At 32.6% G+C, this 16,154-nt stretch carries 10 protein-coding genes; 1 reads left to right on the forward strand and 9 read right to left on the reverse strand.

What is annotated here, in order from left to right:
- Positions 1-204: 204 nt before the first annotated feature.
- Positions 205-1,284, forward strand: a complete 1,080-nt coding sequence (locus tag IPJ23_16710) for a hypothetical protein (GenBank protein ID MBK7632310.1) — start codon at positions 205-207, stop codon at positions 1,282-1,284.
- Between the two features lie 268 nt (positions 1,285-1,552).
- On the opposite strand, the gene ugpC is transcribed toward IPJ23_16710, so the two are convergent.
- The 9 genes from ugpC to IPJ23_16755 are packed head-to-tail and all read right to left on the reverse strand — an operon-like array spanning position 1,553 to position 16,141.
- The gene (gene ugpC / locus IPJ23_16715) at positions 1,553-2,653 is read right to left on the reverse strand and encodes a sn-glycerol-3-phosphate ABC transporter ATP-binding protein UgpC (GenBank protein ID MBK7632311.1); all 1,101 of its coding nucleotides are present in this window, start codon (positions 2,651-2,653) and stop codon (positions 1,553-1,555) included.
- Positions 2,654-2,662: 9 nt separating this feature from the next.
- Entirely contained in the window at positions 2,663-4,495 is a 1,833-nt protein-coding gene (locus IPJ23_16720) for a peptidylprolyl isomerase (protein ID MBK7632312.1), read from the reverse strand.
- A gap of 13 nt (positions 4,496-4,508) precedes the next feature.
- On the reverse strand, positions 4,509-5,321 hold the full coding sequence (locus IPJ23_16725; GenBank protein MBK7632313.1) for a carbohydrate ABC transporter permease: 813 nt from the start codon (positions 5,319-5,321) through the stop codon (positions 4,509-4,511).
- Positions 5,318-6,199, reverse strand: coding sequence for a sugar ABC transporter permease (locus IPJ23_16730; GenBank protein MBK7632314.1), 882 nt, complete (start codon positions 6,197-6,199; stop codon positions 5,318-5,320). Before IPJ23_16730 ends, IPJ23_16725 begins: the two co-directional genes overlap by 4 nt.
- Positions 6,199-7,488 (reverse strand): sugar ABC transporter substrate-binding protein, encoded by a 1,290-nt coding sequence (locus IPJ23_16735; GenBank protein MBK7632315.1) that lies wholly within the window; start codon positions 7,486-7,488, stop codon positions 6,199-6,201. Before IPJ23_16735 ends, IPJ23_16730 begins: the two co-directional genes overlap by 1 nt.
- A 3-nt stretch (positions 7,489-7,491) precedes the next feature.
- A complete protein-coding gene (locus tag IPJ23_16740; GenBank protein ID MBK7632316.1) occupies positions 7,492-9,375 on the reverse strand; it encodes a T9SS type A sorting domain-containing protein in 1,884 nt (627 codons plus the stop codon).
- 35 nt (positions 9,376-9,410) lie between these two features.
- A complete protein-coding gene (locus IPJ23_16745; GenBank protein MBK7632317.1) occupies positions 9,411-11,534 on the reverse strand; it encodes a beta-galactosidase in 2,124 nt (707 codons plus the stop codon).
- A gap of 23 nt (positions 11,535-11,557) precedes the next feature.
- Positions 11,558-14,728, reverse strand: coding sequence for a discoidin domain-containing protein (locus IPJ23_16750; protein ID MBK7632318.1), 3,171 nt, complete (start codon positions 14,726-14,728; stop codon positions 11,558-11,560).
- A gap of 12 nt (positions 14,729-14,740) precedes the next feature.
- A complete protein-coding gene (locus IPJ23_16755; GenBank protein MBK7632319.1) occupies positions 14,741-16,141 on the reverse strand; it encodes a Tat pathway signal protein in 1,401 nt (466 codons plus the stop codon).
- Positions 16,142-16,154: the final 13 nt, after the last annotated feature.

The raw sequence follows: 16,154 nt of genomic DNA on the forward strand, positions 1-16,154 counted from the left end.
GCTAAAATCTCGATTCTAAAAAAATATTTATATCAGCTCATATTATAGCAAAAAATCTAAGAATAGCTGAAAATATTATTGAATAAAATGTCACCATCTGAACATAATAAGTACTATATATGTAAATTCTTGAGCATTTCATTTTTTAATTTAAATATCATTAACGAACTTTATAACTGAATAACTAATTAATAAAGGAAAGATATGAACAAATTAATTCTATTATATTTATTTTTTGTTTTATTTCTAACTTCATTTAATCTGCAAGCATTGCCAAGGTTTGCGGTTAAGCTTGGTGACAAATGTAGTGATTGTCATTACAATCCAAGTGGAGGTGGAGTAAGAACTTTAGATGGCTGGTATTGGGGCAAAAATAATTTAAGTATGATTTCATCACGCGATAAAGATTTTTTAATGTCACCAAAGGTTTCTGATAACATTTCTATTGGGCTTGATTACAGGACGCAATATATTTATTCACAATCAATTAAACGAACTTATTTCCAAAATATGACTGCGGCACTTCATACAAATTTTGCTTTATCAAAACAAATAAATCTGGTTGGTAAATATGATTTTGTAAATCAACTTTGGGAGGGATATGGAATAGCTAAAATTCTTCCTGGTGACGGATATATCAAAGCAGGTGTTTATACGCCTAATTATGGAATTAGGTTAGATGATCATACAGCATACACAAGACAGGGACTAATATTCAATCCATTTTACAGAGAAGCCGGGGTTGAAGTTGGAATTTTTGTTGATAACTGGCTTTATGCAAGCGCAAGTGCCGGCTCAAATCTTTCTGATGTTGCAAGTAACTATACAAAAGATCCAACTTACACTGCTAGATTAGAATTTACACCACATTTTGGTGAATTTGGATTAATGCTTGGCGGTTCAGCTGCAATAGTTAAGTTAGAGAATTCGCAGGGTTCACTTAATTCAAATATGTATGGCGGATTTTTCGGTATTGGATATGATGAATTTTCACTTCTTGCAGAATATGATTTAGCAAATAACCTTTCCACACCAGATGTAAAATCAAACGTTCTTATGGTAGAAGCTGCTTATGGCATAGTAACTGGACTTGATGCAGTAGTACGATATGATAGAATAGATTATAATGATGCTATTGATTCAGATGAAATTTCCAGAATTATTTTAGGTTTTGAATTTCACCCATATAGTTTTATAGAGGTTCGCCCTCAATATAGATTGGTTTTAGAAGATCCTTCGGTTGATAATGATTCGTTTGTACTTCAATTGCACTTTTGGTATTAATAATACAAGATTTAACAAACACTTTTTGAACACAATAAACTTAGTCTTTAAGATAGAAGACAGTTAGAAGACATTTTAGAAATGATGCGTTTTTAATCAATAAATGCACCTTTTTTGTACTCAAAGAGTTTCCCTGACTCTCCGCTACTAAAAAACAAGCCTCATTTACGTTCAAAATATACGTTCTTGAGGCTTTTTTGTAATATTTTCTTGTGGAATTTTGGTAGAACTTTTTGGTACAATATTGCTCTAACGATATTGCTGATTACTAAGCTGTCTGCAAAATGTTTATACCTAAAGTTTTATTAAATAAGTAAATACTCTGGGTATCAATGTACAATTTTATTCTTTCGTTAACTTTCAAAACCTCAATGGGTTTTACTCTGGCAATAAATGGATTTTTCTCAATCTCAAAATAAACGAATGTTTCATTGCCCATTGGTTCAATCACATCGATCAATACTTCAAGTTCAATCGAATTCTTTAAGTCATTTTCTAGTCGAATATCTTCGGGTCTTATTCCAAGTATAATTTCTTTATCTAAATAATCCTTTAAATGATTTTTTTGTTCGACAGATAAACTAAATATAAGTTTTCCATCCTTACTGACGATTTTATTTTCACTATTAACACTCACATCAATAAAATTCATTGCGGGACTTCCAATAAATCCTGCAACAAATTTATTAACCGGTTTATTATACAAGTTCATTGGAGTATCAACTTGATTTATATTTCCATCTTTCATAATCACAATCCTATCCCCCATCGTCATAGCTTCCGTTTGATCGTGAGTTACATATATCATCGTTGCGCCCAGCTGTTTGTGGAGTTTTGATATTTCTGTTCGCATTTGAACCCGAAGTTTTGCATCAAGATTACTAAGCGGTTCATCAAACAAAAATACCTTTGGTTTACGAACGATTGCTCTTCCTACAGCAACGCGTTGCCTTTGCCCTCCGGAGAGTGCTTTTGGTTTTCTATTCAGATAATCTTCAAGACTCAAAATCTTTGCTGCATCTTTTACGCGGATATCTATTTCTTTCTTATCAACTTTCTTTAGCTTTAATCCAAAAGCCATATTTTCATAAACTGTCATATGCGGATAAAGTGCATAATTCTGAAATACCATTGCAATGTCTCGATCTTTTGGTGGAAGATTATTTACTAGCTTCCCATCAATATATATTTCTCCACTGGTAATTTCTTCAAGTCCTGCCACCATTCTTAATGTAGTTGTTTTTCCGCATCCAGATGGTCCAACCAGAACTACAAACTCTTTATCTTCTACTTTAAAGTTTGCATCTATTACTACTTTATTGTCTCCATCATAAACTTTACATACATTTTTTAATATTACTTCGGCCATAATTATCCTTTAAGGAATTTCTTTTTTCTGTTCGTATAGTTTATACCATTCATACACCGGGATCGTGACTGGGAACGCAGCAATCTTGCCTCCGAATCCAATAAACCGATACGTAAAAGTATTTATTTCTGAGGTTTCAATCTTTTTCAATAATTGTTCGTCAATATTTATTCTATACTTCTTAGCGAGTGAAACAGTTTTATCATTTATAAGATTCTCCATTTTACTCAGTGCAATCTTCAAACGAATAAATTTTAGACTATCAAGATCTATGATGGATTTCTGGCTGCTGTTTCGATTTCTCTTATCGATCAATTTAAATATTGAATATCCTTCATTAACTTTAATTGGCCCATATACCTGCCCAATATTTAGGCCTAGTGCAATTCTCCCTATCTCTCCTGCTTCTTTTGGATTAAAAAATCCCCATTCACCATTACTTTTTTTTGTCCATTCTCGTTGGTTATAAATATCTACTAAAGATTCGAAATCTTTTCCATCATTTAAATCATTAAGAATTATTTCTGCATCTTCGATATTATCGGTAAGGATTTCCCTAATATTCACTTCCAAGCTATTTGATGAATCGCTTTCTTTAGAATCAAGTTCTTTAATATCCTCATCGGTAATTGTAATCGAATCAATATAGCTGTTCATTAATACTTCTGACAAATAATAATTTCTCCAGATTTGTAAGTCATTCTTCACTGAAATTAGATTTTCTATGCCAAGTCTAAACCCTTCACCTGCGATAATTTCATCTTCAATAAACTTTTTAACAAGTCTGTTTAATAATTGTTTAAACTTATTAGAATTGAATGAATTAAAAGAGAATTTCTGATAAATCTCGTAAAAAAGAAAATCCTTAATTGTAACGGAGTATGTATCCAATTTTATAAATTCCGCATTCGAGTCTAATGGATTAAGCAAAGACAATACTTTTCTAACATCGGTTTCAAGCAGTTGAACATCAGCAACGGAATCCTTTTCAGTTTTACCTGTCCTATTTTTTAAAATTTCTAAAAGATTGTCAGCTAATATTTCAAATAACTTACGGTCTGCGGTAATACTTTTACCACTAAATAGTTTGTCTAGGTAAGTTCGTCCAAGTTTTTGAGACTTTCTATCTCTAAGTTTTTTGATTACAATATTCTTAGCATGTTCTTTTGAAGGATCGATTGAAAGATCCTGCTCATCACTTATAAGTTTAAATATAAACCAATTGTCCTTGTATCTAACTGGTATAGATATCTCATTAAGTTTTAGAGAATAAAGTATTCCTTCCATTGCTTCATCTTCAAATGATCCAAATTTAACCTCAAATGATTTTTCTGGCATTTTCCTAATAGCCACAACTGAATCAAATGACGCACCTTTTTGAAAAGCGTCGTAAAGTTTCCAGACTTTTTCAGAATCCGGTGATGTTAGGATTAAAGTATTTAATATTCGGGTAACGCAAGACAATCCAACTGCTATTTCCGTGCTGGATATATTAATTTTTGATTCAACCTCTTGTTTATAAAGTTCATCTTTAACAAAAAGTTTTTGCAATGTTCTTAATGATAATTTTATCGCTTCAATTGTATCAATATCCAACTCATCAGCTTCAAGTGCCCACAGTTTTTCTGCTACTAAAGAATAAAGAAATTCTTTTTTAATAGAATCAATATTCGATGATGAATAATTCAAATGGGGCATAAAATCAAATCGATTTTGGAATTCCTCAACAGTTAGTTTATCTGAGCCAATTTCTGCAAGTACTTCAGTGTTATATTGAGCAATAGCCATTGCAGGCAAAACCAATCCGATAAAAATGATATTAAAAACTATAGATGACTTCATTCTAAATTCATAATTATTCTTTTACGCTTCCCATCATGATCCCTTTTATATAATACTTTTGAAGTGCAAGAAAAACTATTATTACTGGAATTATAGTTACAACTGAACCCGCCATCATTAACTCAGGATCTTTGGTGTGTTCAAGCATTAAATTGGCAAGCGCAACTGGTAATGTGTACATTGATTCGTCTGTTAAGGCTATTAGCGGCCACAGGAAATCGTTCCACGTACCAAGAAATGAAAATATAGCAAGTGTTACAAGTATTGGTATAGCAACTGGCAGTATCACTTTTCTATAAATCTGAAAGTCTGTTGCCCCATCCATTCTTGCGGCTTCAATTAAGCTATCAGGAATCGAAATACAATATTGTCTAATCAAAAAGATTCCAAAAATATTTGCTAAACCAGGTATTATAATCGCCATATAAGTATTAATAAATCCCATGGATTTTAGCATTAGAAATAATGGCAGCATTGTAACCTGGCTTGGGATTATCATCGAACTCAGCAAAAGATTAAATAAAACTTTTTTTCCTGTAAATCTGTATTTAGCGAAAGCATATCCAGCCATTGAAGTAAAAGTTATATAAAGTACAGTAACTATTGAAGAGAGAAATAAACTATTAAAAAAGTTTCTCCAAACACTTAGTCTTTCAAAAAGAATTTGATATTGTGTTACAGTAAAGGGATCAGGCAAAAATATTGGAGGGAAAACACTTGCCTTTCCATCGAACATAAATGATGCACTAAGCATCCAAATAAATGGAATAAGCGTAAGTATAGAAGTAATAATTAGAAAACTATATAGTAATACTTTTTTGATCATTCTGTACTCTTCTGAATTTTAAGTTGGATAAGTGTTCCAATCATAATAATAAAGAAAAAGACAAATGCTATCGAAGCCGAGTAACCCATGTTCCACCATTTAAAGCCTTCTTGATACATATATTGCACAACGCTTAATGTACTGTTCAATGGTCCGCCTTGTGTCATTATGTATGGTTCGGCAAAAAATTGGAAGTAACCTATCATAGTTATAAGAGAAATAAAAATCGTTGTTGGGGCAAGCATAGGAATTGTAATGGATTTAAATTTTTGCCATCCGCTCGCACCTTCTATAGATGCTGCTTCGTAAAGATCTTCTGGAATGTTTTGCAAACCCGCAATAAAGATTATCATATTATATCCAAAACTTTTCCAAACTGACATAAGAATGATTGCAGGCATTGCCGTGGTTGTATCGCCAAGCCAATCTATTGGAGCAATTCCAATCAAACTTAAAATATAATTTATGATTCCAAATTTTGGATGGTAAATGAATCTCCAAACTATTGCTACAGCTACTAAAGTTGTTACAACAGGAATAAAATAGCTAAGTCTAAAGATTGCCTTGAACTTAATAAGTTTTGAGTTAAGAAGTAGTGCAGCACCAAGCGAAATCGCTATTGATAGTGGTGCGGCGACAATAACAAAATAAAAAGTATTTTGGAGTGCTGTAAAAAATAAAGGATCATTAAATAATTGTAAGTAATTATTTAACCCCACAAATCTTACTGAATTTAGATCACCAAGAGCGTAAATATCAAAATCTGTAAAGCTCATAATGAATGCAGCAATTACGGGCAAAAAGAAAAAGATAAAAATAGCACTCATTGCTGGCGCAAGAAAAAAATATGCTGCTGTTTGTGATTGTTTAAAACTCATTATTTGGTTTTCTTGTGTTCAACAATCCATCTTCGCTTTTCCAATATTCGATCTACATCCTTATCAAGATTTTTTAATGCTTCATCAATGCTCATTGAATTTCTTGCAGCTAACTCTGCATACTGCTGAACTTTTGAAAATGCAATCTGTTCCCACTCAGGGATTTTTGGAGTTGCTTCTACATTAGTAAACTGTATATAAAATGCCTGCATATAAGGATCGTCTCTAAGTATTGGATTCTCCCAGGCTGCTTTTACTGAAGGCAGATTATTAAGCAGTTTGTAAAACTCAATTTGTGTATGCACTTGAGAAAGATATTCAAAAAATTTCCAGACTTCTTTTTTATGTTCTGAGTTTTTGAAGATCACTAAGCTTGATCCACCCGCAAGTGAAACTCCAGGATAATCATTTGCATAACCTGGCATTGGTGCGGTCATCCATTTATTTGCAAGATTTCCCGTCATCCATTTTTTAAATTCTGGAATATTCCATGGACCGGAGATGTAAATTGAAAAATACTCTTCAGCAAAAGCCTGATACTGATTTGTAACTTGAGAGAAACCAATTGGTGCAAGATTTTGCTTGTGAAAATCAATTAAATATTTAAAAGCCTCTTTAAATTCTGTACTGCAAAAATTTCCTTGTGTGTCTTCATTTTTTAGTAAAGATGAACCTGCCTCCATACCGAACATTATAAAAGGGGCCCATTCATTTGTAGGAAGATAGATTGCATACTTTTCTTCCTTTGGATGAAATGCTTTTATTTTTTTTGATAAGTCTAAAAGTTCAGCCCAGGTTTTGGGTGGATTTTTGTAGCCAGCTTTTTCAAAAACATCTTTTCTGTAAAAAATAACCCGTGTATCCATATACCAGGGAATTCCAAACGTTTGATTATCAATTACATTAGTTTCCCAAATACCAGTAAAATATTTTTCTTTATTTATCCGGCTAGATGTTTTGATAAATTCATCAAGAGGAATGATGGCATTTAACGCTGCGAATTGCGGGACCCAAGTATTACCAAGCTGACAGGCATCTGGAGTGTTATCGCTTGCAAAAGCAGTAACTAATTTTTCTTGTGCTGCTGTCCATGGAACTTGCTGAACTTTTACTTTTATTCCGGGATTTTGTTTTTCAAACTCGGGAACAAGCTTAGTAACATACTCAGCTTCAGCTCCCATTGCCCAAAACTTTATAACTTTTTCGGATTCGTTTTCTTTTGAGCAGGAAATTATAAGTACCAAACTTAGCAAAAGAATTTTTTGAAATATTTTTGTTACTAATTTCACAAGTTACTTCTGCAAAATCATTTTACCATAAATAGCATTATTACCCGTACTTATTTTGTAAAGATAAACTCCTGAACTGACAAATTTATTATCATTATTTAAACCGTTCCAAATAATTTTATTTTCACCCGCGGAAAATTCTTCGTTGACAATATCTTTAATTTTTTCACCAAGATGGTTATAAATATTAATAGTAACATTTTCTCTTGATGGAAGATTAAAAACGATTGTAGTTGTTGGATTAAAAGGATTGGGATAATTTCCAACTAGTTTAAAATCTTCAACACTATAAACAGGATTATCAACACTTGTAACTGAATCAGGAACAAAACCAATTGCAGTTAGCATCGGCTGAATTTCAGGATTTGCCATGAACTTGTTCCACAAAAGTTGAGTTCTATAGTTTTCTATCATTACAATTATTGGACCTTGATCAATAGCAAGATAACTGTTGGCATACCAGCTTACATTATCATTAAAAGCATCTTTAAATCCATATTCACCCCAAACTTGGCTGCCGTAAGTTCTATAAAAATATTTTAATGCTTCTAAAGATTCCTGAGGAGTATAAGGCATCGAAGAAAGAGCAGCAGAGGGAGTAATAGTTCCATTATCATTTGTCGGCTCGTGAACCCTATAACCATTTGGATCATCACTAGCGGTTAAACCCCAGCAATTAGTATTATATCCAAGAAAACCATGGGGATTGGTTATGCAATGTTCTCTATTTATCAATGTTATATTTTTAGCATTATTATAATAATTACAATAAGCATCTTTGATATTTCTTGGATCGAAACCCAGAAAAGAATAGTGTTGGAAGAATAGAGGTCCGCCATAATTCCATCCAACCCAAATTCTATAACCATAAAAAAAGTTAGTATTTGTATAATAAGAAGAACTAGCCCAACCATTTGCATAAAGGCTTGCCGGCACACTAAAGGTTGGAGAGGCAATGGCAAGTAAGTATGTTATCATTGTTTCATTAGGTCCACTGATCGCAAAATTCATTTGCCAACCATAATTAGGTGACCAGTGCCAGTAAAGGAAGTTACTCGTTGGATATCTTCTGTACCAGCTCCATTCAACGCCTTGCCAAATTTGTGTTATTAAATTTCTAATTTGTTCTTCGTTTGTATTTAATTGATCAAAGTATTGTCTTGCTGCAAGTAATCCTTGAATAAGATACGCAGTTTCGACCAAATCGCCGCCGTTATCATAAGTACTAAAAGGTATTACAGCACCGGTAGTACCGTTTAACCAATGTGAGAAAGCACCATGAAATTTTTCAGCAGTATTTTGTAAAAAGTTAGCAATCTTCAACATTCTAGTAACACCTTGTTCACGACTGATAAACCCTCTTTCAATTCCAACAAGTAAAGCCATCACACCAAAACCAGAACCGCCACTTGTAACAGTTTCACCGGATCCTAATCTCTCCCTTGATAATCCGGATACAGGATGAGCATAATCATAAAAGTATCTAAATGTTGCCCTTTCAGTCATATCTAAAAATTCTTCGTCTGTCATCGGATGAGGTGCACATTCAACGCTGTCGCTTAGAAGTGATTCATTTCCACTCGAATCATAAGCACTGACTTTGAAATAGTAAGTTAAAGTTGCTGAACCAAGATATAGATATATATAGCTTTGAGATTTTGGAACATTCAAATAAAATGTAAATACTCCACCTGTGCTTTTGTATATTTTATAACCTAATAGATCTGTTTCGGAGTTTTCCAACCAGTCAACCTCAACATGTTTTTCATACCTGAAACCTTGAACATTCTGGGGTGTTCCCGGTGGATTTACATCCTGCCCCAAGAGAAAAGGAGAAATGTTTAAAGTAATAAATACAAACATTGAATAAATACATTTTCTAATCATCTTTTTTCCTTTACGATAAATAATTAATAAATATTTTATCGTTTTGATTTAATAATCTTATAAGAAAAAGGTTTTAAAGTTTCGTTTTTAGAATTTACCTTAAATATCTTAGACTGATTATGATAATTTATTAAAAACATATATGAATGCTTTTTACCTTTTCTTATAACATACTGAATGTCAGGATCAGATACATTGGCTTGTCTTTTTATTTTATCAAGTGATACAATTTTTTCGTATAAGTGTAAATGTTCATTGCTTGAATATCCAAAGGTAAATCCCAGTGATGTTAATAATCCTTTCCCGATTTTTTTTCTTATACCACAAACATCGCCGGAATTAGTTTTAGAAACTATCTCAGCATTAGTTGACTTATATATTTGTTTCTCTTTAAAAACAGTAAATATATCTTTGATCCCAAACGCCTCAACCTTATTCAAACTTACTGATCTATCAATTTCTATATTCAATTCATCTTGCAATACATTACAAGGATTGAGATACAAATCCAGAGTTGGAATAACTGGATAAATGATCAGATGTCCGCCTTGTTTAACAAAAGCGGCTAACAAACCTTGTGTGGTAGCATCCATAAATTCAGTAGCCGTAACCCACAGTTGTTTATATTTTAAAAGTACTTCGACAGATACGTTTTCTAAATCTTTTATATCATAATTAAAATTGAGTGTTTGTAAGCTTCTGAGCAAACCATTAAAAAATATTTCTTCACGAACAAACCGCGGATCGAGTAAAAGCCCAAGTTTTTCTACGTCAAGTTTTTTTTCCTTAAGCATTTGAGAAGTAGTAAGCTCAGTATAAAAATATGGTTTGTAAAGTCCCACACATATTTGAGATGAAGTTTTACTTAATAACAAATCCTCTTTTTCTTTATTGATAAATAGATCCACTTTTTTGACTGCATCATATAACTTTGATTTAATACCATTTGCAATTAAAGGAGTTTGATAATAAAAGGTTTTGCCATAAAACCCTTTTTGATCATAATTTATACCTTGAGAAAACATATAATAATTAAAGCTTTTTAATCCATGAGCAAGTGAGGCATAATAAAATGTTTCTAAATCATTGGCATCACTTTTAACATGGTGTTCACGAGTGCCAGCTTGAAATTCAGCAGCCCAAACAGGTCCATAAGGCTGCATTGCCTCCAGAATCTTATTGCAAGCTAAATCTGAATGCGCATTTCTGAATGAAACAAACTCAGGTATATGATCTAATCCAAAAACTATATCTTTTCGAGTTCTCAGTATTTCTTCATATGTACTGATGAGCATGGGTAATTCTGCAGCACTTCCATAAATCCAGCCAGGAATATTATGCGTAAGTTGTAGATTAAAATTAAAACTTCTGATTTTGTTGATTAGAGTATCAAGATATAATGCATAGTAATGCCGATAGAATAAATGAAAATCATAATAAGCACAGTAGTCTTGTTTGTTTTCGATTTTGCCAACAGGCGCTGAAATATTTTCAAATGACGAGTAATTTTTTCCATAAATAGCATTAAGTTTTTCTATCGATTTGTATTTATCTACTAAAAACTCTTTATATAATTTTATGACTATCGGATTGTAATCGATCTTACCATATAACCACTGAAAGACTCCAACTTCATTGCACACCTGCATCATAATAATTGGACCACCATTACTTTCCTGATATTTTGCAACTATTGGCATTACCTTATCATACCAAAGAAAACTGTAATGTAGATATTCCTCAGACAAATAAGACATCAAATCTGGGGAGATGATATTTCCATATTCATCTAATGCGTGAGCACCTTTGTCTACTTTATTTATTAACCATCCGGGCAATCCATGAGCTTCGTACTCTGCAAGAATATAGGGACCTGGTTTTACGATTAGATCTAAACCGATTTTTTTACAGAGTTCAATATATTTAATAAGATTTCTTGCTGGATCTGTTTCACCACTAAAGTCAAATTTGTTTTCTTCATATTCATGCCAATCCCAAGGAATGTATGTTGATGTGGTGTTTGCCCCTGATAGCTTAAGTAGTTTTAAATGTTTTTCCCAAAGTCTTGGATCAAGTCTGAAGTAATGAATTTCTCCTGAGATAACAAAGTGTGGTATTTCATTTTTTACAAAATATCCTTTTTCTGCAATAAAGCTCATTATGATTTTTCCTATTTCTACTTTTAGTACTCTACAACAACTTTGGCAGGAAACTCCTGAATAGAAATTTCATTTTCAGTAAAGCTTTGTATTTTTTTTCCATTCACAGTTACATTCGTTGGAAGCTTGGAGCCATTAAAGTTATTAATCTTAATTCCATTCCCTGGAATATTAACATCACCAAAAATTGAAAAAATATATTTCTCATTTTCTTTTATAATTGAGTATGATAACTCACCATAATATGTTGGAAGATTTTCAATCGACATTCCGGTAGGTGAATCTATCCAATCCTGATAAAGCGCAGATGCTAATACTAAGGATTCGTCAGCTTCATTTTCATAAACAAACATTGATCGGATTGCATTTATAAAATCCGAACCAACCCATGTATGAGGCATATCGCCAATAAATTTTGGAGTTCTATAATCTTTCCACACTACTTCTGCCCAATGATTCCAACCTTTTGGTCGTTGATCATTTAAAAAGAAACTAATTAATTCGTGTGACGTCTCCGGTTGATCCAACTGAATGAATGAACCAATTAAACGATTTTCATAAGGAGTATAATTAATCCAATCAATTTTGCCATCTCTTCTGTTTTTAAAAAATTCATAATACTTATTAAAAGTATTATACACTTGTGGTTTTGGTAAGTTGCTAAACTCATTACAAGGGGTAAGAGCAATTGTTGTTGAAGTAGCATCGAAGTCACCAAGTTCAACACAACCTGGTATGTAATCTATCTTTCTTGTTTTCATCGCAAGATTGAGTGAGCTATAGAGATTTTTCTTAAAAGTGTCTCTAACTTTTTTAATTCTTTCATACGATTCTTTTTCTCCTAAAACTCTTTGAATTTCTGTTGCGTCTTTCAATCCTTTCATTGTAAAGAAATCATCCCAATAGGAATGCATTGGCTTTGCTGAATATCCTTCGTGACTTATAGATTCAGTAACCAAACCATAATAAGCACGCACACTGTCATTTCCATTTTTAAAATGATCTGTCGATTGTTCTGCGATTAATGATTCAATATACTTAACAGCTCTTTTTACATTTTCATTTTTTGATCTAAGAAATGTTGTGTCCTTAGTAAAGTTAAAATACTCGCGAATCAGGTAAATCAATTCACCGTTACTGTCGTTTTCCGGTACTGGATCCGGACCTCTGGAATCAACTACGCAAGGTACCTTACCATTTTCATATTGATTGGCTGTGTACCAATTTATAAATTCTTTCACCTCATCAACGATCCCTGATTTTAAAAGTGCCGATGAAGTTAATGCGCCATCTCTTATCCAGCTTCGTTCGTAAGATCTTGAACCGGGTTGGATTCCGGACTTATCCCTGTTTATTAAAATATAAGCAAGATTAGATTTGTAGGTATTAACAATTCTATCCGCAGATTCCGGAAGATGAAATTTTATATGATTCACTTTTAATTGCCAGAACTCTTTTGTTTCTTCAAGTTTTTGTTCAACTAAATTCTCAGTTAGATTTTCTGTAACAAATTTTTCATCATAAAATGGAATTGCTAAATAAATTATTTTTTCTTCGTCAGGTTTTAGATTAAAATCGTATTTCAAAACTCCGTTAGCTAAATTGTCAATCACGGCTATTGATTTACTTTCAGGAAATTTATTTTCCCTTAACCTTTCTACAATATTTCCTTCATCAAATGAGCTGGTTCCAAATGAGGTATATTTGGTTATGGGTATTATTACTTTATTATCGTTCACATATATTTTGTCATCGTTTTCTTTAATAGAATTTATTTTCCCAACTCCGCCTTGCAGATTTAGAAATTGATAATAAGGATTAACTTGAAGAGGACGAATAAGTAAAAACAAATTACCGTTTTGGGGTGAAGGTGAATTATTGGTTATAGTATACTTCAAATAAAGATTCGAACTACGATTTGCTTCTCCATTTACAAATGCTTGGGTTTCAAGACTAAGCTTGTCGCTATTCCAGGTTACTTTGGGAATTGGAAGATAATTTTCTTCAAGCGATTGATTTGATGTAACATTACTCCAATTAATCAATTTATTATCAATTTTGAACATTGGCTCAATTGAAAAACCTCCTTTGTCAACCTCCACCATTCCATCTTCATTAATCAAAGCCTCTTGAACATCGTTATTAACTCCAACTACTGTCCAATAGGAAGCTTGTTCCAAAAAGGATCTTGGATAATTTCCCTTCTCAGAGTTTTTTGCAGTATAAATAAAAAAATCGTTTAGAGTCAATGAATTATTGATGTCTAGAAAACTGACTTCCTTAATACCAAAACTATTTTCTGAAATACTCTTAAGAAGATTGATTTTTAAAAATCTTGATTGTGCTTCAGAAATTTTTATAAAGCTTACGTCGCTTAAATTATTATTAACAGAATAAACCTTTTCCCAACTAGTTCCATCATCTGAAAGTAATACTTCAAATGAGCGAGCTTGATAATCTTTTAACCAATCAATTTTTAATCCGCCAAATTCTCTTTTTGTTTTAAAGTCAATTGTTACGTATTGGTTTTTGATGCCAAAACTGCTCCAGTAAGTAGCTGACGATCCATCAACAATACTATTAGGCATTAAATCAAAAGATTGTGATCTTGCTGTCACTATAGGTTTGGGGTAGTCATTCGTTTCAGGTGGTAATGGTTCAAACTTTAGATCATCAATCCAAATAGTTCCTTTCCCGCCCACAAAAGAGGCTATTGTAAATTCTATTCTGTCAATCCTTTTTAATGATTGATCATTTGTAGGTCCCCAGGCAAAGTTAATATGCCTTTTCTTTATTCTAATCTTTTTCCATTCTTTTGGAAAATCAAAATTGCGGTTATTAACCCACCAAACATTTTGTCCTGTACTGTCTAAAAATTTTACTTCAAAATTGTTTGCGGGAGATTCAGCTTTAAGGTAAAAAGTGAATTCATAATTTTCAGGTAAATCAGTGGGAAATAATTTTTGTATACCTCCGTAACCTGTCCCTTTTGTAAAATCATAATCAAATCTTATTGCTTGATCATGTAATCCCTCATCATTAGCTATTGAGAGATTTACTCCATCAGACTTAATAATGCTCCAGTCATTTGTATTATCAAATTCATCAAGTAATTTTATTTGTGAGATTATAGAATTATTGAAAGATATAATTAGGACTAAAGTATAAAGCAGGCCGATTATTTTTTGTTTCATCAGGTTGTAAAATTATTTTATGTATTCAAATCCCAGCTTAGTTAATCCTTTTTGAATAATAGGATCTTTCATTACATAATTCCAAACCAAGCCGGTCCTAAAATTCTCAATCATCAGTAACATTGGACCTTGGTCAATTCCTATATATTCTTTGTTATACCAATTTAGTGTTGGATTGAACGAATCAACATAACCATATTTTTTCCATAAACCTTCGCTGTATTTTTCATTGAAGGATTTGATTGTTGGTAAAACTATTTCAGGTGCAAACACAATGGATGATATAGCAGCATATGGTGCAATTGTTCCATCATCAAAATAATTTAGATCAGGTCCGCTTGTTCCTCTGCCTGCATAACCTAAAAATATTCTATCATCAAAATTGTACTTTTCTGTCGGACCATCGCTTGCAGAAATTCCCCAGCATAAAGAATCATATCCAACCCAATTATGAGGATTATCAATTGCATATAATCTTTGAACTAAAGTTGCTCTTCGTGAATTTTCGAAGTAATCAATTCCCTTTTCGCTCATATACCTATCAGCTAGACCTCTAAAATCGATAAACACGTGAGAAAACTGATGACCAAATAATGGAGGGAAAACTGCATGTGAAAGACCCGAATATGGTGTTCTCCAATCGTAGAAGGCCAACCAGGCATTGTAAGCTTCTTCGATATTACTCATACCAGAGCCTGCAGCTAAAACATATAAGAACAAAGCTTCGTTGTAACCCACCCAGCCCATATTATGTAATCCTTCATCGGGATCCCATCCCATAGAAATAGAATTAGCATATTTTCCAATCGGGGGCATTTTAAAGAAATCCCAATCAAGTCTGTCTAGTAATTTTCCTGCTAGTGATCGAATTTCATTTTCAATTTTATTATTCAGATTATAATAATTTCTTGCAAAAATAATTCCCATCATTAAAAGCCCGGTATCAATGGAGGAAAGTTCACTACGCCATTCGCGTGTACCGGAATTCATTCCGAGAAAATGATAATAAAAACCTTTATATCCCGTAGCATTTGTCTCTTTACTTTGTGTAGAGTTCAAAAAGAAATTCAGAGTATTAAGTGTTATTAGTGATGCTTCTTCTCTGTTAACCCAATTCCTCTCAACTCCCACTGCATAAGATGGAAGAGCAAAGCCAATAGCAGCAATACTTGCTGGAGCCCAGCTAGCATTTCTATCTTTAACTAATCCGTTTTCATGGTTTGATTCATTAATAAAATATAGAAAGGTACGGTATTGAATAGAATCCAGAAATTTTATTTCGTTAACAGAGAGAGTAAAATTAATTTTTCCGTTTGATTTAAAAACAATCGTCTGGTGTTCCTGTTGAGCATTACAACTTCCAAATATAAAGACAACCATCAATAGAGTTTTTATTTTAATCAATCGTTTCATATACTTTTCCAAT

The organism is Ignavibacteriales bacterium, assembly GCA_016709765.1.
Lineage (GTDB): Bacteria > Bacteroidota > Ignavibacteria > Ignavibacteriales > Ignavibacteriaceae > IGN3.